We start from the raw sequence: 24,587 nt of genomic DNA, 5'->3' as shown, positions 1-24,587 counted from the left end.
TCTTCCTAATTCTTCGGTGCGGGCAAGCGGACGATGTGATTTTCGCCGGCGAAAGTCACGGTCACCACCACGACCCGGTCGCCGCGCAGTTTGAGCTTGTCGCTGACGACCTGTCCGCCCTCGACCGCGCCCGGCTTCACCTCGACCGGCTTGAGCAATACTTCATCGAGCTTGGCGACGTTGACCTTGGACGGCGCTGCCCGGGTCCGATCGAGCGTATCCTGGGGCACGCCGCTCGACGATATCCCACCCATCCCGCCGGTATAGCCGGTTGTGTCGAGCTGACCGGCGCCGTTGGTAGACAGGGTCGGCGCGGCATAGCCGGACGAGGCGGTGCTGCTGCCGGCCACCGGTCCGGGCGCGCCGGCCTCCGCGAGTAGTCTCTCGCGCGGAAGGAGCGCGATCGCGCTGCCGTCGGCGGTAGCGAGCGAGATGTTTTCCGGCCCGAACGGCGCGCCCGCCTTGCCGCGATTGACCGCGACGACATGGAGCACGAGGCGGCCTTTCGCCAAGGTGGTCTCGGCGACCACATGGACGTCGCCGATCTTGCCGGCGGAGACGATGTCGGTGCCGGGCTTGCCGTCGACCGGCGCGGCATCCTGCGCAAGAGCGGGGGCAGCGATTGCGAGCAACGCCGCAAGTGGAAGTGCGATCCTCATCTCCAGTCTCCTTTCACGCGTGATCCGCCGGCATCCGGCAATGGCGATCGATATGCGCGGCATGTGTCGGCATTTGCGTCACGGTGTCGCCAATCACCTTGCGCATCGCTTCAAGGACGCGCCGCGCCTGGTTCTCGGGCACCGCGAGCGTCATCGGATCATAACCGCGCGGCGTGACGCCCTGCCCGAGCAGCACGGCAAGCCAGCTCGGCGCCTCGAACAAATCCTTGCCGCGTTCGAGCAGCCGCCCGTTCCGCTCGAACGCGTCGATCTTGGCGGCGAGCGTGTCGGGGACCTCCATCGCGCGGCACATCCGCCAGAACTCCGAATCGTCGCGCTCGACGCGATTGTAGTGGAGCACCAGGAAGTCGCGCACGCTCTCATATTCGGCGCCGACCTGGCGGTTATATTCGGCGCGACTGACGGGGTCGAACCCGCGATCGGGAAACCAGGCGAGCAATTTGGTGATGCCGGTCTGGATCATGTGAATGCTGGTCGATTCGAGCGGCTCGAGAAAGCCCGACGCGAGCCCGAGCGATACGCAATTGCCGACCCAGGTGTTGCGCCGGCGGCCAGTGGTGAAGCGCAACGGACGCGGATCGCCGGTGGCGGCGGCGCCGATATCCTCGGTCAGGACGCGCGCGGCCTCGTCGTCGGAGATGAAATCGCTGCAATAGACATGGCCGTTGCCGGTGCGGTGCTGGAGCGGAATGCGCCATTGCCAGCCGGCGCTGCGCGCGGTCGACCGGGTAAAGGGTGGCAGATCGGCGAGCCGCTCGCTCGGCAAGGCCAGCGCGCGGTTGCACGGCAGCCAGCGGCTCCAATCCTCATAGGGTTCGCCCAGTGCCTGGCCGATCAGCAGCCCGCGGAACCCGGTGCAGTCGATGAACAGCTCGCCCGCGACCTCACGCCCGTCGTCGAGCGTCAATCGCTCGATCAGTCCGCTTTCGGCTCCGATCGCGACGTCGGCGATCTTGCCTTCGATCCGCGTGACTCCCCGCGCTTCCGCATAGCGCCGCAGGAAGCGCGCGTAGAGCGAGGCGTCGAAATGATAAGCGTGCGAAAAGGTCGAGAAGACCCCGGGTGATCCCGGCGGCCGGTCGAACTTGCCCGCCAAGGCCGCCTGCTCGGTCAGCGAGAAAGCCGAGAGCGGTATCTCGTTCCCCGCGGCGCGGCAGCGCAGCCACTGCTGGTGGAACGGGGTCATGCCGAAATCGTCGCCATAACGCCCGAACGGGTGGAAATACCGATGCCCCAGCCGCGTCCAGTCGACGAACTCGATCGCCAGCTTGAACGTGCCGCCGGTCGCACGGACAAACTCGTTCTCGTCGATCCCGAGCATGGCGTTGAACAGGCGGATCGGTGGGATCGTCGCCTCGCCGACACCGACCGTGCCGATCTCCTCGGATTCGACCAGCGTGATCGTGCAGCCGCTCGCACCCATCGCCAGCGACAGAGCGGAGGCTGCCATCCAGCCCGCCGTGCCGCCACCGGCGATGACGATCGAGCGGATCGGACCGGGCGGGCCGCTCATGCTGCCTGCGCCGCGCAGCAGCTGGCGATGAACGCCCGCTGCTCGGGCATACGCTCGGCGGCGCGTGCGATCGCGTTCGCGCGTTGGTTCATGCCGCCCTGGAGGTGCTCGAGTGGCAGCCGGTCGACCAGCGGATCGTAGCGACGCGGGAGCATGTTGTTGCCCAGGAAGATCGCCACCCAGCTGGGCTCCTGGTATGATTCCTCGGAGAACAAGGCGACCCGACCACAACTTTCGAACACTGCGATCTTGTAAGCGAGCGTGTCGGGGATCGGCAGCTGCGCGCAATGCCGCCAGAACGGCTCGGGCCGCCGGGTCGGACAGTAATGCAGGATCAGGAAGTCGCGGATCCGCTCCCATTCGGCTTGCGTGACGCGGTTATATTCCTCGATCATCACCGGATCGAACCGACGATCCGGAAGCAATTCGATCACGCGCGCGAGCGCGGTCTGGATCAGCTGGATACTGGTCGATTCGAGCGGTTCCATGAACCCGGCGGCGAGCCCGACCGCGACCACGTTCTTTTCCCAGAAACGCTGGCGATGCCCGGTCTTGAACCTGAGCAGGCGCGGCTCGCCCAAAGCCGGTGCGTCGAGCCCGTCGAGCAGCGTCGCCACCGCCTCGTCATCGGAGATGAAATCGCTGCAATAGACGTGGCCGTTGCCGGTGCGATGCTGCAGCGGGATGCGCCACTGCCAGCCCGCCGTCTTGGCGGTCGAGCGCGTGAACGGCGTGAGGTGCTCGACCGGCTCGGACCCCACCGCGACCGCGCGGTCACAGGGCAACAAGCTCGACCAGTCGCGAAAGCCGATGCCGAGCGCCTTGTCGATCAGCAGCCCGACGAAACCCGAGCAATCGATGAAGAAATCGCCGTCGATCGCCTCGCCGTCGGCCATCGTTACGCTTTGCACGAAGCCGGTCTCGGGATCGAGGTTTACTGCCGTGATACGGCCCTCACGGCGGCGCACGCCGCGCGCTTCCGAATGGGTGCGCAGGAAGCGGGCATAGAGACCGGCGTCGAAATGATAGGCGTGCTTGAAGAACGCGTCCTCGGCCGGCAGCGTCTCGGCCGGAGCGAAGCGGCCCCGCCGGGCGGCGGCATAAGGCATTGACCAATCCTCGATCGGTCGCGGGTCGCCCAGGCGATGGAGCTTGAGCCAGTGATGGTGCGGCGAGATCCCCTCGATCGTGTCGCCATAATCGCCGAAGCCGTTGAAATGCGAATTGCCGACATCGCCCCAGTCGCGAAACTCCACGCCGAGCTTGAACGAACCGTTGGTGGCCGCGACGAAATCGCGCTCGTCGATCCCGAGCAGCCCGTTGAAATGGGTCATCAAGGGCACCGTGCCCTCGCCGACGCCGATGATCCCGATCTCGTCGGATTCGATCAGCACGATCTCACAGGCAGGCGGGGGAAGAAACCGGGCGAACGTCGCGGCCGCCATCCATCCCGCGGAGCCCCCGCCGACGATGACGATCTTCCTGAGCGCCGCTTGGTTCATTTCATCTTGTCGCCGGCTGGTTACCCTTGATGGGCGAAGAAAGAGGTCCCCGCAAGGATGCGGAGACCTCTAGTTGCTTCTTCGCAAGGAAGCTCAGAACGAGCCGCGGACGATGAACGCGAACCGCCGGTCGGTATCGGTCCAGCTGTAGCGCGGCCTGAGGTTGGTATCGCCGACATCCAGGAACGTCCGCGAATTGAGCAGGTTGGTGCCCTGCACACCAACCTTGATGTGCTTGTTCAACGATACGAGCACCGATCCGTCGAGCTGGCCGTAGGCTTCCGACCAGACCGGATAATTGATATTCGCCGCCGACGTGGTCAGCAGATAATGCGATCGCCAGTTATAGGCGAGTCGCGCCGAGACGCCGTATTTCTCGTAGATCGCCGCGACGTTGTAGGACCATTTCGACAGGCCTTCGAGCGGCAGGTTGGAGATCTTGGCGTTGGTGGTCTGGTTGGCGTCGAACACGTTGACGGCAGTGTTGGCGCCGCCGCTCGAGTCGACAAAGGTCAAATTGCCCTGGAAGCCAAGGCCGCCGAGCGCGCCGGGCAGTCCGTCGAAGAACTGCGTGTAAGCGAGCTCGAAACCCTTGATCTTGCCATGCGCGCCGTTGGTCTGCCGCGTCACGTCGAAGGTGAGCGTCTGACCGCCGCTGGTATAGGTTTGCGAGGCGACGCCGGCGAAGATGTAGTTACTGATATCCTTGTAGAACGCCGCCAAGGTCAGGCTGTTCGATTTCCCAAAATACCATTCGAGGCTGGCGTCGAACTGGTTCGCCCGGGTCGGTTTGAGATCCGGGTTGCCCGCCGTGCCGGTGAACGGCGTCACCCTGCCGCCGACTCCGACGCCATTCGGAGCACCGGTGGCCGAATTGAAGCTGAAACCGAGCGACGTGAAGGGATTGAGTTGCGCGAAGGTCGGCCGCACAATCGCCTTGGCCGCGGCGAGGCGCAACTGGACCTGGTCGGTCAGGAAGAAGCGCAGGTTGAGGCTGGGCAGCACGTCCGTGTAAGACCCGCTCGACGCTTGCGTCAGTCCTCCGATATTTCCCGCCGCAAACGCCCGAGCCTGGTTGATCAGGGCGCAATTCGCCGGGCTGACGCCCTGAGGGTCGTTCGGATCGCAAGCGAGCGTCGGTCCGGCGACGCGAACCGCCGATCCCGTCGCACCGGTTTCGGTGCGGACGATGCGCACGCCGACATTACCGTCGAAGTGGAAGCCGCTGCCCTGGTCCTGCCCGAACCGCAGCAAAGCATAGCCGGCATAAGTGCGCTCGGTCTGGTTGTTGATGCCGCCGCTGACATTGTCGGCACCGGGAGCCGCCGCCGCATAATTATCGGTCAGCGGCACCCAGCCCCAGCCGGCGGATTCGGTATTGCTGAGATAATTATAGGCATTGGCGGTGCCGTTCTGGACCAACGCCGCGGTGGGGAACCAATATCCGCCGACCGACGGCACCTTGCCACGGAAGAAGTTGTTGTAATTGAAGAGGTTCGATTGCTGCGGCAGCAAAGCGTTCTGATGCGTCGCGTCGAAGCCGGTCTGGTTCAGCGTGACCGGCGTACCGCCGCCCCAATATTGCGCCGACAGCAAGGCCCAATTGTAGCCGGTCTGGCGCGTGATCGCGTTGCGGTCGGTGACCCGGCCGCCAAGCCGAAATGACTTGAGGAACGGCGAGTCGGTAAAGGTATATTCGACGTCGGCGCGCTCAGCCCATTCATGCGCCTCATTGTCCTCGATGTGATCCATTGCGGCCGCCCACCAATAGGCGCTCTTGTTGCTGTAACTGCCGCCCGCGGTCGGCGCGATGGTCATCGAGGGATCGTCGCCGCTGAAGTCGAACTTGATCGTCGAGGGGATGCCGACCTGGGTGAAGGCGGTCATGCTGTAAACCTGGGCCGTCGACTTCACATATTGGACATCGGCGCTGACCGCCCAATTGGCATTGGGAGTCCAACGCAGGTTGAGCGAATAATCCTGCGTCTTCTTGGTCTGCTTGCCGGCGCGCGTATCGAAGTTGAGATTGCGGTTGGCGAGCGTACCGGATTGCAACTGGCCTTGCGGGCCATAGCTCAGGTTGGTGTTGTTGCCTGTGTTATTGACGTCAGGCGTATCATAATCGCCGACCGCATTTTCGATGTCCTGTGGCGTCGCCTTGGCGATCAATCCCTCGAGAGTGATGAGCAATGTGTCGCTCGGTTTCCACTGGAACGCCGCGTCGATGGCGGTGCGGCGCTGCTGCCAGTCGACCCGGCGGAACCCCATTCCGGCGGGAACATACACATTGGTGCCCGCGGCGAACCCACCTTGGGAAGAGGTCAGCTTTTCGGGGTCATAGCGCCCGCCGCTGATGCTGTCGGTGCGGTTGCCGACATTGCCGAGGCTGTAGGAAACCAGCAGGCCCATTTCGCCAAGCGGCGACTGCCAGCGGTCGCTGGCAAGGATATTGCCCGAGAAGAAGGTCTTCTTGCGCAAATCGGCATAATTGGCGTCGCCCGAAAAGGCGATGACCAGGCCCTTCGCGTCGAACGGCTTGCGCGTGCGCAGATTGATGATGCCGCCGATCCCGCCTTCGACCAATTCGGCCGAGGGGTTCTTGTAGACGTCGACGCCGGCGAGCAGGTCGGAGGAGACGTCCTCGAACGACAGGCCGCGGCCGTTATTCGCCGAGAAGACGTCACGGCCGTTGAGTTCCGAACGAACGAAGGAAAGTCCGCGAATGAACACGCCGCCGCCTTCGGACGACAGGCGCGCCGGGTCGCGATTCTCGTTGGTGCGCTGAAGCGTCACGCCGGCGATACGCTGCAGCGCCTCGGACACCGAGCGATCGGGCAGCGCGCCGATATCGGTCGCGGTGATCGAGTCGATGATCTGTTCCGAATTCTTCTTGCGCTGAGTCGCGCTCTGCACCGACGCGCGAATGCCGGTGACGATGATATCGCCCTTGCTCTGGGTGTTGATCGTCGATTGGTCGTTGGTCGCCTGCCCGTCGGCGGGCTTGTCGGCCGCAGGCGTATCCGCCGGCGCGCTGGCATTGGCAGTAGTTTGCGCGTGTGCCGGAACGGCGAGCATCGCCGCGAACGCCAAAGCGAGGACCGAGCTGCCCCCGCGCAAGGTGCGGCGATCGGCGGTCGGCTGCGTCGCGCCTTCGAGCATATTCGACTGGAACATTAAACTTCCCTTCCTGAACGCAGGCCAGGGAAGCGCGTGAACGACAGGCCGGATAGTATCCGGTTTCCCCTCCACGAGCACCTCCCAGGGTGCTTTCTGCCGCCGTGGTCTGGTGCCTCGGCTGATTGTGTGAATACCACCGTGATAACGCTACCTCAACCAAAAATGTTTGCGCTACCAATTTTTTTTATCCACCCTTGCTGCTAGGCGTTTCTGGCGCCGGCACAGCAGAATCGGCATTTCCTTTTTAAACAACGCGATGGGGAGGAGTCGGCCATGGACGGCAGCATCGAACGGCGTCGCGGCGGGCGGAACGGGTGACGGCCGCCATTCGAGAGATCGTGCTGGACCGCGACGACAGCGGCGCGCCTGAACGGTTCGCCGACCTGATCGCGACGGCCGAGCCGGTGGTGTTGCGCGGGCTGGTGCGCGATTGGCCGGTCGTGGCGGCGGCCGGCGACGGTATGGCGGCGCTGGTCGCTTTCCTGAAGGCGTTCGATCGCGGCGGCCTTGCCAGCTGCATCGCCGGCCACCCGTCGATCAATGGCCGCTTCTTCTATACGCGCGACATGACCGGCCTCAACTTCGGGCGCCGTGACGCGACCGTCGCCGATCTGCTCGACCAGTTGGTGCACCAGGCGGACCAAGCCCATCCGCTCGCGATCGCGATGCAATCGGCGCCGGTACGCGAGGTGCTACCCGGATTCGCCGAACGGCATCCGATGGCGCTGCTCGACCCGTCGGTGGCGGCGCGGATCTGGATCGGCAACGCCATCTCGGTCGCCACGCATTACGATTCGAACGACAATATCGCCTGCGTCGTCGCCGGCCGCCGGCGGTTCACCTTGTTTCCGCCGGATCAGGCGGCGAATCTCTATCTCGGGCCATTCGAACTGACTCCGGCAGGCACTCCGGTCAGCATGGTCGATGTCGATGCGCCCGATCGCGATCTTTATCCGCTCTACGCCGAAGCGGAAAAGCAGGCGCGGACGGCCGAGCTCGGCCCGGGCGACGCGATCTTCATTCCCTATCTGTGGTGGCATGCGGTCCGGTCGCTCGATCCGGTCAGCATCCTGATCAATTACTGGTGGAGCGATCACGCTGTGCCGACCGCGCCGGTCCAGGCGATGCTGCATGCCTTGCTCGCGTTCCGCGATCTGCCGCCGGCACGGCGGGCGGCGTGGCGCGCGCTGCTCGACCATCTCATTTTCGCCGACGATGCCGGACAAGCGGCGCACTTGCCCGAGCATGCACGCGGGGTAATGGGCCCGATCTCGCCCGAGATGCGGCGTGAGTTGCACCGCGTGATCGCCGCGGTGCTGCAATCGAAATAATCAGGAGAGGGAAGATGATGCGGTGGATGATCGTGGCATTCGGCATGTTGGCGTCCGCGCCGGCCGCGGCACAGGTGACGTTCGACGCGCCGTTCACCGACCATGCGGTGCTGCAGCGTGATCGTGCGATTGCGGTGCACGGCCATGCCGCGCCCAAGGCGGAAATCGTGCTGAGCTTCGCAGGCGCGACTGTCCGTGCGGCGGCCGACGCCAAGGGCGCGTGGCGCGCGATCCTGCCGGCCAGGCCCGCCGGCGGCCCCTATTCGCTCGTCGCAGCGAGCGGCGGCGCAAACGCGACGCTCGGCGATGTCATGGTCGGCGACGTCTGGCTGTGCTCGGGCCAGTCGAACATGGAATTCACGCTGCGCCATGTGACCAATGCCGATACCGAGGTGCAGCAGTCGGGACATCCCTTGCTGCGCCTGTTCAACGTGCCGCGCCAGTCGAGCGCGACGCCGCAAGCGGGCTTCGGCGCCCCGGTCGGCTGGCAGGTCTCGGCGCCGGCCAGCGCAGCTGACTTCTCGGCGGCCTGCTATTTCATGGGTCGCGACCTCCAGCAGCGGCAGGGAATCGCGGTCGGACTGATCTCCTCGGCCTGGGGCGGGTCGGTGATCGAGGACTGGATCAGCCGCGAATCACTGGCGACGCTGCCGCGCTATCGCCCGGCGCTCGACTTGCTGGGTCTCTACGGGCGCGACCCGGCGGCGGCATCGCTGCAATGGCGCGCCACGGTGGAAAAGTGGCTCGGCGCGCGCGTGTCGGCACCGGCCAATGCGGCATGGCGTCCGGCACCCTCGACCGCGGCCTGGGAGAATTGGGGCGACCCCGCGCTCGCGAGCTTCGACGGCATTGGTTATTATCGCGCCCATGTGACGCTCACCGCCGCGCAGGCTGGCAAGGCCGAGCTGGCGATCGGCGCGGTCGACGATATCGACCTGACGCGCGTCAACGGAACCACGGTCGGCGCGCTCCAGGGATGGGATACGCAGCGCCGATATCCGGTCGCGTCCGGGCTGCTTCATGCCGGTGACAATGTTATCGATGTCGCGGCGATCGATACCGGTGGCGGCGGCGGATTGTGGGGCGATCTGCCCCGCACGCTGACGCTCGACGACGGCACGGTCATTCCCCTCAAGGACTGGCAGTTCACGCGTGGCGACGCGCTCGCGGCGATCGGTATGCCACCGGGATTGCCCTGGCTCGGCGGCAGCGGGCGGACCACACTCTACAACGGCATGATCGCGCCATTGGATGGTTATCCGGTCAAGGGTTTCGCCTGGTATCAGGGTGAGGCGAATGTCGCCGACGCCGCCGGCTATGCCGAGCTGATGCCGCTGCTGATCGCCGACTGGCGCAAGCGCTTCGGCGCCCAGCCGTTCCTGATGGTCCAGCTTGCCGGCTTCGGACCGCTGACCTCGCGGCCGGTCGATGACGTCTGGGCGCAATTGCGCGACGTCCAGCGCCGCGTCGCCGATGCCGACCCGAAGGTCGGCATGGCCAGCGCGATCGATATCGGCCAGGTCGCCGACATCCACCCGACCAACAAGCAGGACGTGGGCTATCGCCTAGCGCTCGGCGCGCGCGCCATCGCGTTGGGGGACAAGGTCGAGGCGCGGGGACCGGCTCCGACCGCAGTCGCGCGGCGCGATGGCAAGATCGCGATCCGCTTCGCGCATGGCCCGCTGGTGACGGTCGGTGGCGGCCAAGTCATCGGCTTCGAACTGTGCGGCGCCGGCGGGCAATGCCGTTATGCCGATGCGGTCGCGAGCGGCGATACCGTACTGGTGCCGGACGACGGCAAGTCGAGCGAAGTCCGCTATCTATGGCAGGCGAGCCCGATCGTGAACCTCTACAATCCGGACGGACTTCCGGCGACGGGGTTCCGCTTGCCAATCGGGCGGTAGGGGCGACTGGCCTTAACTTACTGCAAGGTGTCCATCCGACTCCCGCTCGACCAGCGTGAAGTCGAGCACCAGCCGACGCGGTTCCGGCATCTTGCCCTGGCGACGAGCATTGACCTCGGCGACGAGCATCTCGATCGCGGCGCGCGACATCGCCGCGATCGGCTGGCGCACGGTGGTCAACTCGGGCCAGATCGCGGTGGCAAGCGCAGTGTCGTCAAACCCGCACACGCTGACGTCTCCGGGCACGTCCAGCCCGCGGCGATGCGCGACGGCGACCGCGGCGGCCGCCATGTCGTCGTTGCTGGCGAAGATGGCAGTTGGCGGCTGGGGCAGATCGAGCAACGCCTCGCTCGCCTCGAGCCCGGAGCGGTAGGTGAACAGCCCCTGCTTGATCAGCGCTTCGTCGATCGCGATCCCCGCCTCGGCCAGCGCCGATTTATAGCCGTCGAGCCGCCGCGCGCTCGCGGTCTGGTCGGGATTGCCGATGATGAACCCGATCCGCCGGTGGCCCTGCGCGACGATGTGCCGCGTCATCGCCTCGGCCGCGGCGAAATCGTCGATCGACACAGTCGAGACCCCGTCCGCCAGCCGGGCGGTGGCGACCGCGACCGCGGTCACGTTCTCCGCCGCGAGCAGATCGATCAGCGGTTGCGAATCGCACAGGGGCGGGGGCAGCAGGATGCCGTCGATCCCGCTCCTGATCAGGTGGCGCGCACTGGTCTCCTCGCCCTCTCCCCGGTCACATTTCTCGACCACCAACTGGACGTCGGAGCGGCTCGCCTGATCGAGGCTGCCGACCAGAAACTCGCTGAGATAGGCAGCGCTGGGATTACTGTAGAGCAGCCCGAGACGCACCTGACCGCCGCCGGCGAGGCTGCGCGCCGCGCGATTGGGGGCGTAATTGAGGGCGGCGATCGCCTCGTTGACCGCGTCGCGTGCGGCCTGGCGGACATGGCTCGCGCCGTTGATCACGCGCGACACCGTCATCGGTGAGACGCCGGCCCGCTTGGCGACGTCTTCGATTCTCGGTGCATCGCCGCCACGGCCTTTGCGCTTCTGTGGTGTTCCCCCGTTCATCCGCGTGCGTGTAGCGCAGCATTGCGCGTCAAGCCCAGCCAAAATCCTTTCGCCACATTCCGACACGACCCGATTGCCATCGGCGCAACTCTTATGGTAGCGCTCACAATAACTCGGGAACAACCCGGCATCGAGGGGAGACATGCGTGCCTGAAATTGCCCGCCGGCGACGTTCTGGATCGATTGCGCGTGCCGTCTTGCTCGCCGCGATCGCAGGACTGACCACGACGCCGGCCGCCGCGGCACCTCCGCTGTTGCAGGCGGCCGCTGCCTCCTCCCCTGCCCCGTATCGCAACTTCAAGGTCGCGATCTATGTCGTCGTCGGCAATGTTCGCGCGCTGGCCGACCGCGCGACGTTCGACCGCGAATATGCCCGCGTCGCCGGCCAGCTCCATTTCGACAAGGTCTATATCGAGGCCTATCGCGACCACCAATTCGCGACCGATGACGAACTGGCCAAGGTGTCGTCCTATTTCCGCGAGAAGGGCGTGGCGGTGGCCGGCGGCATCACGCTCGCGGCGGGCGGCAAGAACGGACAATTCGGTACGTTCGATTACGAGGATCGTGACGACCGCGCCGAATGCGAGCGCGCGGTGCGGCTCGCGGCGCGGCATTTCGATCAGGTCATCCTGGACGACTTCTTCTTCTTCACCTCGAAGAGCGACGCCAACATCGCCGCCAAGGGCAAGCGCAGCTGGACGCAATATCGGCTCGACACGATGCGCGGCGTCGCGCGCGATCTCGTGCTGCGGCCGGCCAAGGCGGAGAATCCCAAGGTCCGGATGATCATCAAATATCCGAACTGGTACGAGCATTTTCAGGGGTTGGGCTACGACCTCGACCAGGAAGCCAAAGCGTTCGACGGCATCTATACCGGAACCGAGACCCGCGACCCGGTGATCACCGACCAATTGCTCCAGCAATATGAGAGCTATTCGGTCTATCGCTATTACGCGAACATCCGTCCGGGCGCGAATGGCGGCGGCTGGGTCGATACGTTCAGCACGCGTTATCTCGATCGCTATGCAGAGCAATTGTGGGACACGGTTCTCGCCAAGGCGCCGGAGATCACGTTGTTCAACTGGAGCCCGATGGCGTCCGACGCGGGCGCCGATGAGGGCGAGCGGCCCTGGGCCACGATGGGGACCAGCTTCAACTGGTCGGCCGCCATGCATGCCTGGCGACAATCGGGATCGCGCGCGCCGGCCGGCTGGGCACGCGCCGCGGGACTGTCGCTCGACGCGGTTGATTCGGTGCTCGGGTCGCTCGGCAAGCCGATCGGCGTGGCGAGCTACAAGCCATATCAGTCGAGCGGCGACGACTTCCTGCATAATTATCTCGGCAATATCGGCATCCCGATCGAACTGGCGCCGACCTATCCCGCCGACGCCCGGACGATCCTGCTGACCGAGGCTGCCGCGGCTGATCCGGGAATCGTAGCGAAAGTACAAGCGAGCCTGAAAGGCGGCGCGACGGTGATCGTCACCTCGGGCTTCGTGTCCGCGCTCGGCACGCGCTTCGCCGATCTCGCGGAATGGACGCCGACCGGACGGACCGTCGCGGTCGATCATTTCATCGAGGGATACGGCGCGGGCAATGGCCGCCTGCTCGACGATCCGGGCGGTTCGGCACGGCCGATCCTGTTCCCCGATCTGCGCTTCTACACCAATGACAGCTGGGCGGTCGTGCGCGGCGTGTCGGGGCAGAAGGGATTCCCGATCCTGCTGATGAACAGATATTCGCAAGGCACGCTGATGATGCTGGCGACGCCCGAAAATCCCAGCGACCTCTACAATTTGCCGACCGCGGCGCTCGACCATATCCGCGCGATGACGATGCAGGACTTTCCCGCCCATCTCGCGGCGCCAGCTAACGTCGCACTCTTTGCCTATGACAACGGATCCTATGTCGTGGAGAATTTCCGCGACCAGCCGGCGACGGCGGCGCTGGTGGTCAAGGGCGAGGGCGTCAAAGCGGTCGGGCTGTCCGACAACACGCCGATCGCCGCCGCCGCACCGGTGCCCGGCGGCAAGGACGTCCAGCCTGGCTGGACGCGCTTCGTACTCGATCTGCCGCCGCATTCGTTCCGGGCGATCGCGACCAGCAGATGATTTCAAGGAAAGAAAAGTCGGTGGGGAAAATCACGATGAGAGCAAGGATCGGGTTGGTGGCATTGTTATCCGCGACGATGATCGGCGCGACCGCGGTGGCTGGCACGCCGGCCGCGCCAGGCATTGCCAACCCGGCATTATGGCCGGCCGCGAAGAGCCGCGGCCTGGTGAATCCCGCGACCGAGGCGAAGATCACCGCGCTGATGGCGAAGATGACGATCGAGGAGAAGGTCGGGCAGATGATCCAGGCCGATATCGGCTCGATCAAGCCCGAGGATCTCCGGAAATATCCGCTTGGCAGCATCCTCGCCGGCGGCAGTTCGCCACCCCTCGGCAGCCCCGATCGCTCGCCACAGGCGCCGTGGGTCGCGACCTCCAGGGCGTTCGCCGCGGTCGCGAACGAAGCGCGGCCTGACCATGTCGCGATCCCGCTGATGTTCGGCATCGACGCGGTTCACGGCAATTCGAACGTCGTCGGCGCGACGCTGTTTCCGCACAATATCGGTCTCGGTGCTGCTAACGACCCCGCGCTGATGACCCGGATCGGTCGCGCGACCGCCGAGGAGACCGCCGCGACGGGGATCGACTGGGCGTTCGGGCCGACGCTGGCGGTACCGCAGGACGACCGTTGGGGCCGCACCTATGAAGGCTATTCGGAAAACCCCTCGATCACCGCGCGTTACGCCGGCGCGATGATCCGCGGACTGCAGGGCAACCCCGGCAAGGGCCGCATCCAGCTAGGCAATGTCGCGGCGAGCGCCAAGCATTTCCTGGGCGACGGCGGCACCAAGGACGGGGTCGACCAGGGCGACGACCAGATCGACGAGGCGACGCTGATCCGCCTCCACGCGCAAGGCTATCCGCCCGCGATCAACGCCGGCACGATGACCGTGATGGCATCCTATTCGAGCTGGAACGGGCAGAAGATGCACGGCAACAAATCGTTGCTGACCGATGTCCTGAAAGGACGGATGGGCTTTGCCGGATTCGTCGTTGGCGACTGGAACGGCCATGGCCAGGTCCCCGGCTGCAGCAACACCGACTGCGCGATCGCGTTCAACGCCGGGCTCGACATGGCGATGGCGCCGGACAGCTGGCGCGACTTGTTCGACAACACGCTGAAGGAAGCGAAATCGGGCGTGATCCCGATGACCCGGATCGACGATGCGGTGCGCCGTATCCTGCGCGTCAAATTCGCGCTCGGCCTGTTCGACGCCGCGCGGCCATGGGAAGGGCGCGCCGACGTGCTTGGCTCGCCCGCGCATCGCGCGCTTGCCCGCGAAGCCGTGGCCAAGACCCTGGTGCTGCTCAAGAATGACGGCGTGCTGCCGCTCAAGGCGAGCGCCAATGTGCTCGTTACGGGCCCGGGCGCGGATTCGATCTCGATGCAGTCGGGCGGTTGGACCTTGAGCTGGCAAGGCGACGGCAACAGCAACGCCGATTTCCCCAATGCGCAGTCAATCTATTCGGGCATCGCCGCGGCGATGAAGGCGGGCGGCGGCTCGGCGACGCTGTCGGCGGACGGCAGCTTCGCCAACAAGCCCGATGCCGCGATCGTCGTGTTCGGCGAGACGCCCTATGCCGAGATGCGCGGCGACGTCAGGACGCTCGAGTTCCAGCCGGGCGACAAGGAGGCGCTGGCCTTGCTCAAGAAGCTCCGCGCGGCCGGCATCCCGACCGTGTCGGTGTTCCTGTCGGGCCGACCGCTCTGGGTGAATCCCGAACTCAACCAGTCGGACGCGTTCGTCGCCGCCTGGCTACCCGGAAGCGAGGGCGCGGGGATCGCCGACGTCATCGTCGGCACGCGCGCCGGCAAGCCGCGCAAGGATTTCACCGGCCGGCTGTCCTACAGTTGGCCGAAGACCGCGGGCCAGTTCACCCTCAACACCGGGCAACCGGGCTACGACCCGCTGTTCGCGTTCGGTTATGGGCTGAGCTACGCCAAACCGGGCAAGGTCGGCGTGCTCGGCGAAGTGGCCGGCGTCGATGCGGGACTGGCCAATACCAACCTGTTCTTCGCCAAGGGCAAGGTCCCGGCGCCGTACGCCTGGGCGGCGGACTCGGGTGTGACGCGCGCGGCCGTCGACGGGCCGCATATCCAGGAAGGTGCTGCGCGATTGACCTGGCCGGCCGGACGTGAGGCGACGATCGCGATAAACGGCGTGCCGCTTAACCTAACGCGCGAGACCAATGCCGAGCTGGTGCTCGAAATGACCTATCGCGTCGATGCTGCGCCGTCGGGGCCGGTAACGCTCGGCTTCGGCGCCGCGAAGATCGACGCGACCACTTTGTTCGCCGCCGGGCCGCAATGGCGGACGGTGCGCATCGGCCTCAAATGCCTGCGCGAGCGGGGCGCCGACATGACCGGCGTGACGACCCCGTGGTCGCTGACCGCGAGCGCTCCGTTCGCGCTGTCGGTCGCCGATATCCACCTCGCGACCGATCCCAGCGGCGCGGTGTGCCCGGCGGCGGCACGATGAGCCGGCGCCTGATTTCCATCCTGCCATTGCTGCTGGCGGGGCTCGGGCTGCCGGCGCACGCCGCGGGCGAATTGCCGCGCGTCGTTACCAAGGACGGGCGCTCGGCGCTGTTCGTCGACGGCGCACCCTATCTGATACTGGGCGCGCAAGCGAACAATTCGAGCAATTACCCCAGCCAATTGCCCAAAGTGTGGCCGATGCTCGAGCGGCTGCACGCCAATACACTCGAAATCCCGATCGCCTGGGAACAGATCGAGCCGGTCGAGGGCAAGTTCGACTTCTCCTATCTCGATGCGCTGCTGAAAGGCGCGCGCGAGCACAATATCCGCGTCGTGTTGCTATGGTTCGGCGCGTGGAAGAACACGGGTCCGAGCTATGCTCCGGCTTGGGTGAAGAGCGACAATGCGCGCTTTCCCCGGATGCGGACCAGCGACGGCAAAGCGCATTATGTGCTGAGCCCGCATGCCCGCACCACACTCGACGCCGACAAACGCGCGTTCACCGCGCTGATGCAGCGGCTGAAGGCGGACGATCCGCAGAACAGCGTGATCATGGTCCAGGTCGAGAATGAGAGCGGCAGTTATCGCTCGGCGCGCGATTTCTCGCCCGAGGCGCAGAAACTGTTCGCGCAGCCGATCCCGCAGCCGCTCGCCGCCAAGACCGGCAAGTCGGGGACCTGGACCCAGGCGTTCGGCAAGCTCGCCGATACCGCGTTCAACGCCTGGTACGTCGCGCGCTATGTTGACGAAGTCGCCGCCGCCGGCCAGGCGATCAAGAACCTGCCGATGTATTGCAACGCTGCGCTGAGCGATCCGTTCGGACCGGCCGTGTCGGGCGGCGCCAGCGGCGGCCCGGACTGGCCGGTGATCGACGTTTGGCGCGCTGCCGCCCCGCACATCGCCCTGGTCGCGCCCGATATCTACAATCGCGACCCCAAGGCCTATGCCAAGTATCTCGATCTTTATGCGCGGCCCGACAATCCGCTGATGGTGCCCGAAACCGGCAACGCCGCCGAATATGCACGCTTCCTGTGGCCGGTGCTGGGCAAGGGCGCGATCGGCTTCTCGCCGTTCGGCTTCGACGACACCGGCTATGTCAATTATCCGCTTGGCGCCAAGGAACTCGACGACGCGACGATCGATGCCTTTGCGGCCAAATATCGCCTGCTCGCGCCCGCGGCCCGCAGCTGGGCGCGCATCGCGTTCGAGCATCCGGTCTGGGGCGCGGCCAAGATGGACGACGCCGCCGACCAGACGATGACCTTCGGCCGATGGAAAATCACCGTTCAATATGATCAGTGGCAGTTCGCCGAACGCGACGCGACCTGGATCAAGATCGACCCTAGGCCAACCAAAGGCAAGCCGGTGGGCGGCGCGCTGGTTGCCCAGCTCGGCCCCGATCAATTCCTATTGACCGGATCCGATGTCCGACTGCGCGTCGATGATGCCAGCGGCGGCAACGGCATGATGCTGCGGGTCGAGGAAGGTCATTTCGATGCGCAGGGCAATTGGGTGTTCGAGCGCGTCTGGAACGGCGATCAGACCGATTACGGGCTTAACTTCACCGCCACACCGGTGTGGCTCAAAGTGACAATGGGGACGTGGAAATGACGGCGATGCGATGGTTGATGCTGGGCTCTGCGGCGATCGCGCTGGCGGGTGCCGGGGGTGTAGCGGCGCTAGCGGCTGACACGGCCGCGGAGGCACCCGCGGCGGATGGATCGGTAGCGAAGATCGACCACGGCGTGGTGGTCACGCCGCTGTCCGGCCCGGCAAAGCGCGTTCGCGTGCTCGCTTATGGCGACGCGAGCTTCCGGGTGACCGCGGTGCCCGGAACCGATTTCGACGACGTACCCGACAGCTTGATGGTGATCGCCAAGGCCGACGGCGATCCGATCGTCACCAAGGCCAACGGCTATGTCTCGCTCAAGCTGCCCAAGGCCAGCGCGCGCATCCGCCTGGCCGATGGCTCGGTCAGCTTTCTCGACGCCACGGGTAAGCCGCTACTCGCCGAGGCGCCGCGTACGGCGTTCCGGCCGGTATCGGTCGAGGGCAAGCCCTATTTTTCGGCCAGCCAGCAATTCAACCGCGGCACCGATGAGGGCTTTTACGGGCTCGGCCAGCACCAGAACCGGCAAATGAATTACAATGGCGAGGACGTCGAACTCGCCCAGCACAATATGGACATCGCCATCCCGTTCGTGGTCTCGACGCGCGGCTACGGCCTGCTCTGGGACAATGACGGAATCACCCGGTTCGGCAATCCGCGGCCTTATGCTTTGGTCGGCGACGATGCCCTCAAGGTGACGAGCGCCGGCAAGCCGGGCTGGAAGGCCGATTATTATCTCGGCGGCAAGCTGGCGGTCAGCCGCCAGGAAGCGACGATCGACTATCAATTTATCCGCGACCAGAAGAAATGGCCGGCCGCGGCCAAGGCGGCGACCAAGGCCTCGGGCGAGAGTGGGCAGAACACCGCCGGGGTCAACACCCAGGAGCAGCGGGTCGTCTGGACCGGCAACGTCACGGCCGACAAGAGCGGCATGCACAAGTTCCGGCTCTACGCGTCGAGCTACATGAAGGTCTATGCCGACGGGAAATTGGTGATGTCGCACTGGCGGCAGAACTGGAATCCGTGGTTCCACAATTTCGACCTGCCGATGACCGCCGGCAAATCCGTCGCGATCCGGGTCGAGTGGGATCCGAACGCCGGCTATATCGGATTGGTCCACAACGATCCCTTGCCCGCCGCCGATCGCCATTCGCTGTGGATGACGTCGGACGTCGCCAAGGACGTGGATTACTATTTCATCGGCGGCCGCGGCAGCGTCGATGGCGCGATCGCGGGCTATCGCGCGCTCACCGGCAAGGCCACGCTGATGCCCAAATGGGCCTATGGCTTCTGGCAGAGCCGCCAACGCTACGAGACACAGGACCAGTTGGTCGGCGTGGTGCGCGAATATCGCAAGCGCGGCATCCCGCTCGACAATATCGTGCTCGACTGGCGCTATTGGGTCGACGACCAATGGGGCAGCCACGATTTCGATACGAGCCGCTTCCCCGATGCCAAGAAAATGGTCGATGACGTCCACGGCCTCGACGCGCACATCATGATCTCGGTGTGGGGGAAATTCTATCCGACCACCGCCAACGGCAAGGCGCTCGACGCCAAGGGCTATCTCTACCGCCGCCCGCTCGAGGCGGGGCAGAAGGACTGGGTCGGCCCGGGCTATGCCAACACCTTCTACAATCCCTACACCAAGGGTGCCCGCGACCTGTTCTTCAACCAGGTCAACGAGAAACTGGTGTCGAAGGGGTTTGACGGCTGGTGGCTCGATTCGGACGAGCCCGACTGGCATTCCAATTTGTCGATCGAGGAACGCGCCTTCCAGATGGGCCCGACCGTGCGCGGGCCGGGCGCCGCGGAGTTCAACACTTATCCGCTCGTCCATGTCGAGGGCGTCGCCGACAATCTGCGCCGCGTCGAGCCGGGACGGCGGCCGTTCATCCTGACGCGCTCGGCGTTCGGCGGCATCCAGCGGGCGAGTGCGGCGGTCTGGTCGGGCGACGTCGCGGCGCGCTGGGACAATCTGCGCGACCAGATCTCGGCCGGGGTCAATCTGTCGATGTCGGGGCTGCCCAATTGGAGCCAGGATATCGGCGGCTTCGCGGTCGAGGACCGCTATACGCAGCAGCGTCCCGCCGATCAGCCCGAATGGCGCGAGCTCAACCTGCGCTGGTTCCAGTTCGGCGCCTTTTCGCCGCTGTTCCGCAGTCACGGCGAATTCCCGTATCGTGAGATCTACGAGATCTCGGCCAAGGATCCGGCGATGCAGGCGTCGATGATCTGGTACGACAAGCTCCGCTACCGCCTGATGCCGTATATCTACACCAGCGCGGCGGACACCTGGTTCGCCGACGGCAGCATCATGCGCGGGCTGGTGATGGATTTCGGCGCCGACCGGCGCACCTGGGGGATCAACGACGAATATATGTTCGGTCCGTCGTTCCTCGTCGCCCCGGTCTCCGAATTCAAGGCACGCAGCCGCCAGGTCTACCTGCCCGCCGGGACCGGCTGGTACGACTTCAACCGCGGTACTTATTATGCCGGCGGCCAGTCGATCACCGCGGCGGCGCCGTACGAGCGCATGCCGCTGTTCGTCCGGGCGGGCGCGATCGTCCCGACCGGTCCCGACGTACAGACGACCAGCGAACAGCCCGGCGGGCCGATCGTGCTCCAGGTCTTCACCGGTGCGAACGGAAGCTATTCGCTCTACGAGGATGACGGCCTGAGTGATGGCTATGCCAAGGGCAAATATGCCCGCATCCCGATCCGTTGGGACGATAAGAGCGGCACGCTGACGATCGGCGCGCGGACCGGCGGCTATGACGGGATGGCGGCGAAGCGGTCGATCTCGGTGCGCTTCTATGGGCCGCGCGCAGCCGCGGCGCCCGACTTCGGTGCCAACCCGGCGCGCAGCGTAACCTATGACGGCCGGCCGGTAACGATCCGCCGCTGATCACGCGCCATTACAGAAAGGGCGTGGGAAGCGATCGCCTCCCACGCCCTTTTTCTTTGAACGGCGCGATCGTCAGCCGGTCATTTCCTCGAGTTCCTTGCCCTTGGTCTCGTGGATGAACTTCTGGACCAGGAAGAAGCTGATCACCGCGCACACCGCGTAGAAAGTGTAGCTGGTCGCGAGCCCCAGCTTGGCGGCCATGACCGGGAAGCTCTGCGCGACGAGATAGTTCGCGAACCATTGCGCGAAGCCGCACACCGCCAGCGCGGAGCCGCGGATCTGGTTGGGGAACATCTCGCCCAGCATCACCCACATGACCGGCCCCCAACTCAGGTTGAAGAAGATCACATAGAGATTGGCGGCGACGACCGCGATGGTGCCCAGTTCCGGCGACAGCTGGAGTTTGCCGGCGGCGTCGAGCGAGCCCTGGCTGAATGCATAGACGAGGCCGAACAACGTCACCGCCATTCCCGCCGAGCCGATCAGCAACAGCGGCTTGCGCCCGATCCGGTCGACCAAGGCGACGGTGACCAGGCACGCGCCGATCGACACCACGCCCGACACGATATTGATCAGCAGCGAGTCATTCTCGGTGAAGCCGGCGAGTTGCCACAGGGTCGAGCCGTAATAGAAGATCACGTTGATCCCGACGAGTTGCTGGAACACCGCGAGCAGCAATCCGGCCCAGACCACCGGACGAATGCCGCCCTTCACAGGATCCAGTATGTCGCGCAGCTGCGGCCGGTGATCGGCGCTGAAGCTGCCGCGGATCTCGGCGAGCTTGGTCGCGGCGGTATCGGCACCGAACAGCCTGGTGAGAACGACTTCCGCCTCGCCCTCGCGGCCCTTCGACACCAGATAGCGCGGGCTCTCCGGGATCAGGAACAAGGCGGCCAGAAAGACCGCCGCCGGGATGGCCTGCATCAGGTACATCCAGCGCCACGCCTCGAGCCCGCCGAGCTTTTCGGTCGACGCGCCGGCGGCGGCGGCGAGATAGTAATTGACCACGAACGCCGCGGTCAGGCCCGAGATGATCATGATCTGCTGCACCGTCGTCATCCGCCCGCGGATATTGGCCGGCGCGACTTCGGAGATGTAGGCGGGCGAGAGGACGCTCGCCGCGCCCACCGCCATGCCGCCGATGATCCGCGCGGTCACGAAGATCGGCTGGAGATGGGCAAAGCCCTGGACCAGCGCTCCGCCCAGGAACAGCAATGCCGCGATCCGCATCACGTTGCGGCGGCCCATCCGGTCGGCGAGCGTACCGGCGAAGAACGCGCCGATGAAGCAGCCGATCAGCAGCGACCCGACGGTGAAGCCGAGCCCGCTCTCGCTCAGGCCGAATGCCGCCTTGAGCCCCGGCTGAGTGCCGTTCACCGCGCCACTGTCATAGCCGAACAACAATCCGCCGATCGTCGCCACCGCGACGATCATGGCGATGAGGCCGCTATTGGCCCGTGTCGCTCCCCCGTTCATTCTGCTCTCCCGTTATCGTTTTTTGTCATGATGATATGGCGTTGACCGGCACGCCAGCGACTCCGGCGTCGAACGCGAAGAGGTGCCCCGCCAGCGGCTGCGCGTCGAGCGCGGCGGCGTCGAGCGCGAGCTTCGCGGTGGTCGCATAGGCAGTCCGCAGGTCGGCACCGCCGAACGCGATCTTGGTCACATTGGCGACCGGAAAGCGCACGGTGTCGATCAGCGCGCCTGCGGGGTCGTAACGCCGCGCGCTCCAGCCGCCGAACAAGCCGGTCCACACGCACCCGTCCGCATCGACGGTCGGGCCGTCGGGATAGCCGTGGCTCTTGTCGATGGTGACGAACGGGCGCAACGGGCCCAATGAACCGTCGTCGTTGATATCCGCCTGAGCGATTGTTCCCGCGAACGTGTCGGTAACGTAGAGCGTGGCGCCGTCGGGCGAAATGGCCGGGCCATTGGTCACGATCGCGGCCCGCAGCCCGGTATCCGAGACCTGTCCGCCCGACAGGCGGTAGAAGCGGCCCGACGCTTGCGCCTCGCTATCGTCCATCGACCCGAACCATAAGGAACCGTCGGGACCGACCACCGCGTCGTTGAGCCGATTGTCCGGCAGCCCGGGTTCGACTTCGATCCGTGCCGAGAAGCTGCCATCGGTCGGGTCGAAGCGATGGATGCCGGTCTTGAGTCCCGCGACCAGCCCGCCGCCGGCGGCCGGCATTACCCAGCCGATCGGCACCGGCGCGGCCCAGCGCGTGACTTCGCCATCACCGCCGAGGCGGTAGATGCACGGCGCCTTGATATCGACGAACCAGAGCGCGTCCCCGATCCATACCGGCCCCTCGCCCAGCATTGCCCCGACCGGGGCGACGACCTCGGGCGTTCCGGTCACCGCCAGCCCGCGTCGACGAAATATTCGTGGCCCGTGCACATCCGGGCATCGTCGGAAGCGAGGAACAGCACCAGCGCCGCGACATCGGCGGGCTGGATGCGTCCGTCGAGGCATTGCGCGGCGACCAGTTCGGCCTCGGCCTCGGGCGTATACCAGCGTTCCTGGCGCGGCGTCTGCACATTGCCCGGAATGACCGCGTTGACGCGGATGCCGTCGCGGCCAAGGTCCCGCGCCATCGACCGCGTCAGCCCTTCGATCGCCGCCTTGGCGGTTTGGTAGAGCAGCAGATCGGGCAGAGCGAGATGCCAGCTGATCGACCCGAAATTGACGATCGCCCCGCCGCCAGCACGACGCATCGCCGGGATGACCGCCTGGCTGGCGAAGAATTGGTGGCGCAGGTTCACCGCCATCCGGTCGTCCCAATAGGCCGGGGTGATCTCGTCGATCTTGTGGCGGTCGTCATTGGCGGCGTTGTTGATCAGGACGTCGACGCCGCCGAGCTGTTCCTCGATCGCCGCGAAGCACGCCTTGAGCCCATCGACATCGGTCAGGTCGCAGCGGCTGTAGAGCACGGCATCGGACCCGCCGAGCCGCTCGACCAGCGCGCGCGCCGCATCGTCCTGCACGTCGACAAAGGCGACCCGCGAACCCTGGGCGGCAAACGCTTCGACCAGGCCTTCGCCGATCCCGCTCGCGCCGCCGGTGATCAGCACGCGCTTGTCGGCGAGGCTGGGATAGCTCGCGCGGGCGCTATTGATGGCGGCCTGCAGCATCAGTTCGCGGCCTCCGCGAGCACCGGTTGCGGCGTCAATAGCCCGCGCGCGGCGAGGTTGCGCATCAGATCGCCGATCCCGAACGACCATGCCGGCGCCGCCTTTGCGCTGGTGACCTTGTTGACCAACGTCCCCAGCCTTTCGCTCGAAATCGTGACGATATCGCCCTCCTTGTGGGTGAAGCCGCGGCCTGGCGCATCGCGATCCTGGGTCGGCGCGAACATCGTGCCCAGAAACAGGGCGAAACCGTCGGGATAATGGTGCTCGCTCATAGCCTGGCGCACCAAGTCGGCGGGGTCACGGCTGATCTGTGCCATGCTGCTCGACCCGGTCAGGCGATAGCCGTCCATGCCCTCGATCGTCAGGTCGACGGCCGCGGCGCGCACGTCGTCGAGCGTGAAATCACCATCGAACAGGCGGATCAGCGGGCCGATCGCGCACGCTGCATTATTGTCCTTGGCCTTGCCCAGCAGCAGCGCCGAGCGACCTTCGAAATCGCGCAAATTGACATCGTTGCCCAACGTCGCGCCGACTACCTCGCCACCGGCATCGACCACCAGCACGATTTCAGGCTCGGGATTGTTCCAGGTCGAATCAGAGCGCACGCCGATCATCGCGCCGAAGCCAACCGCCGACAGCACCGGCGCCTTGGTGAAGATCTCCGCATCGGGACCGATCGCGACTTCGAGATATTGCGACCACATGCCGTCGGCAATCAATTTATCCTTGAGCGTGGCGGCCTCGGGCGATCCCGGCACTACCGCGCGCAGATCGCCGCCGACATGCGCGGAAAGACGATCGCGGATCGCCGCCGCTGCCCCGGCATCGCCACGCGCGCGCTCTTCGATCACGCGCTCGAGCGTCGACACCGCGAAGGTCACGCCGGCTGCCTTGACGCACTGCAAGTCGATCGGGCTCAGCCAGTCGAGCGTCTCGATCGCGCCGAGCCGCTCGCCGCCCGCGGGATCGAACAGACGCCGTGCCAAAAGGTCGGAGACGGTCGGCGCCACGCGTGCCATGTCATACGCAATGCCGCCGACGACGAGCACCGGACTCGGCCCATCGGCACGCGCCACGCGGCCGACAAAGCGACCTTGCCGCCAGTCCGCAGGCAAAAATTCGGCGGAAAACGTTTCCCAGCCGGCCATGTCCAGCCAT

The 24,587-nt window shown here is 65.6% G+C and carries 15 protein-coding genes; 6 read left to right on the top strand and 9 right to left on the bottom strand.

Annotation, left to right across the window (positions count from 1 at the left end; genetic code table 11):
* Nucleotides 1–5: 5 nt before the first annotated feature.
* The 4 genes from AC1DRD_RS02630 to AC1DRD_RS02615 form a co-directional block, all read right to left on the bottom strand.
* On the bottom strand, nucleotides 6–659 hold the full coding sequence (locus AC1DRD_RS02630; protein WP_478040129.1) for a hypothetical protein: 654 nt from the start codon (nucleotides 657–659) through the stop codon (nucleotides 6–8).
* 13 nt (nucleotides 660–672) lie between these two features.
* Nucleotides 673–2,193 carry a tryptophan halogenase family protein gene (locus AC1DRD_RS02625; protein WP_478040128.1) on the bottom strand — a complete coding sequence of 507 codons (1,521 nt, stop codon included), beginning with the start codon at nucleotides 2,191–2,193 and terminating at the stop codon, nucleotides 673–675.
* Nucleotides 2,190–3,695 carry a tryptophan halogenase family protein gene (locus AC1DRD_RS02620; protein ID WP_478040126.1) on the bottom strand — a complete coding sequence of 502 codons (1,506 nt, stop codon included), beginning with the start codon at nucleotides 3,693–3,695 and terminating at the stop codon, nucleotides 2,190–2,192. Before AC1DRD_RS02620 ends, AC1DRD_RS02625 begins: the two co-directional genes overlap by 4 nt.
* Before the next feature lie 93 nt (nucleotides 3,696–3,788).
* Nucleotides 3,789–6,869, bottom strand: a complete 3,081-nt coding sequence (locus AC1DRD_RS02615; protein WP_478027834.1) for a TonB-dependent receptor — start codon at nucleotides 6,867–6,869, stop codon at nucleotides 3,789–3,791.
* A 317-nt stretch (nucleotides 6,870–7,186) separates the two neighbouring features.
* Between AC1DRD_RS02615 and AC1DRD_RS02610 the strand changes: the two genes are divergently transcribed.
* Both AC1DRD_RS02610 and AC1DRD_RS02605 read left to right on the top strand, forming a co-directional pair.
* Nucleotides 7,187–8,203 carry a cupin-like domain-containing protein gene (locus tag AC1DRD_RS02610; RefSeq protein WP_478040124.1) on the top strand — a complete coding sequence of 339 codons (1,017 nt, stop codon included), beginning with the start codon at nucleotides 7,187–7,189 and terminating at the stop codon, nucleotides 8,201–8,203.
* A 14-nt stretch (nucleotides 8,204–8,217) separates the two neighbouring features.
* The gene (locus tag AC1DRD_RS02605) at nucleotides 8,218–10,107 is read left to right on the top strand and encodes a sialate O-acetylesterase (protein ID WP_478040122.1); all 1,890 of its coding nucleotides are present in this window, start codon (nucleotides 8,218–8,220) and stop codon (nucleotides 10,105–10,107) included.
* A 12-nt stretch (nucleotides 10,108–10,119) separates the two neighbouring features.
* Here the strand turns inward: AC1DRD_RS02605 and AC1DRD_RS02600 are convergent, their stop codons facing one another.
* Nucleotides 10,120–11,184, bottom strand: coding sequence for a LacI family DNA-binding transcriptional regulator (locus AC1DRD_RS02600; protein ID WP_478040603.1), 1,065 nt, complete (start codon nucleotides 11,182–11,184; stop codon nucleotides 10,120–10,122).
* 146 nt (nucleotides 11,185–11,330) lie between these two features.
* Between AC1DRD_RS02600 and AC1DRD_RS02595 the strand changes: the two genes are divergently transcribed.
* From AC1DRD_RS02595 to AC1DRD_RS02580, 4 genes are read left to right on the top strand one after another with little or no spacing between them, the layout of a single operon-like run.
* A complete protein-coding gene (locus AC1DRD_RS02595) occupies nucleotides 11,331–13,295 on the top strand; it encodes a hypothetical protein (protein WP_478040120.1) in 1,965 nt (654 codons plus the stop codon).
* A 35-nt stretch (nucleotides 13,296–13,330) separates the two neighbouring features.
* Entirely contained in the window at nucleotides 13,331–15,775 is a 2,445-nt protein-coding gene (locus tag AC1DRD_RS02590; protein WP_478040118.1) for a glycoside hydrolase family 3 protein, read from the top strand.
* Entirely contained in the window at nucleotides 15,772–17,385 is a 1,614-nt protein-coding gene (locus tag AC1DRD_RS02585) for a DUF5597 domain-containing protein (RefSeq protein WP_478040117.1), read from the top strand. The genes AC1DRD_RS02590 and AC1DRD_RS02585 overlap by 4 nt, the downstream gene beginning before the upstream one ends.
* On the top strand, nucleotides 17,382–20,291 hold the full coding sequence (locus AC1DRD_RS02580) for a glycoside hydrolase family 31 protein (protein WP_478040115.1): 2,910 nt from the start codon (nucleotides 17,382–17,384) through the stop codon (nucleotides 20,289–20,291). Before AC1DRD_RS02585 ends, AC1DRD_RS02580 begins: the two co-directional genes overlap by 4 nt.
* Nucleotides 20,292–20,363: 72 nt before the next feature.
* On the opposite strand, the gene AC1DRD_RS02575 is transcribed toward AC1DRD_RS02580, so the two are convergent.
* Genes AC1DRD_RS02575 through AC1DRD_RS02560 form a run of 4 tightly spaced genes read right to left on the bottom strand, consistent with a single transcriptional unit; the run spans nucleotide 20,364 to nucleotide 24,577 of the window.
* Complete coding sequence (locus AC1DRD_RS02575) at nucleotides 20,364–21,767, bottom strand: sugar porter family MFS transporter (protein ID WP_478040113.1); 1,404 nt, start codon at nucleotides 21,765–21,767, stop codon at nucleotides 20,364–20,366.
* Nucleotides 21,768–21,792: 25 nt separating this feature from the next.
* Nucleotides 21,793–22,656: an SMP-30/gluconolactonase/LRE family protein gene (locus AC1DRD_RS02570; RefSeq protein ID WP_478040111.1), complete on the bottom strand. Its 864-nt coding sequence runs from the start codon at nucleotides 22,654–22,656 to the stop codon at nucleotides 21,793–21,795.
* Nucleotides 22,653–23,429: a D-xylose 1-dehydrogenase gene (xylB, locus tag AC1DRD_RS02565; RefSeq protein WP_478040109.1), complete on the bottom strand. Its 777-nt coding sequence runs from the start codon at nucleotides 23,427–23,429 to the stop codon at nucleotides 22,653–22,655. Before xylB ends, AC1DRD_RS02570 begins: the two co-directional genes overlap by 4 nt.
* Complete coding sequence (locus AC1DRD_RS02560; RefSeq protein WP_478040107.1) at nucleotides 23,429–24,577, bottom strand: fumarylacetoacetate hydrolase family protein; 1,149 nt, start codon at nucleotides 24,575–24,577, stop codon at nucleotides 23,429–23,431. The genes xylB and AC1DRD_RS02560 overlap by 1 nt, the downstream gene beginning before the upstream one ends.
* Nucleotides 24,578–24,587 lie beyond the last annotated feature (10 nt).

Source organism: Sphingomonas sp. P4_G2, assembly GCF_056401155.1.
This window is presented reverse-complemented; position numbering and strand designations above follow the sequence as displayed.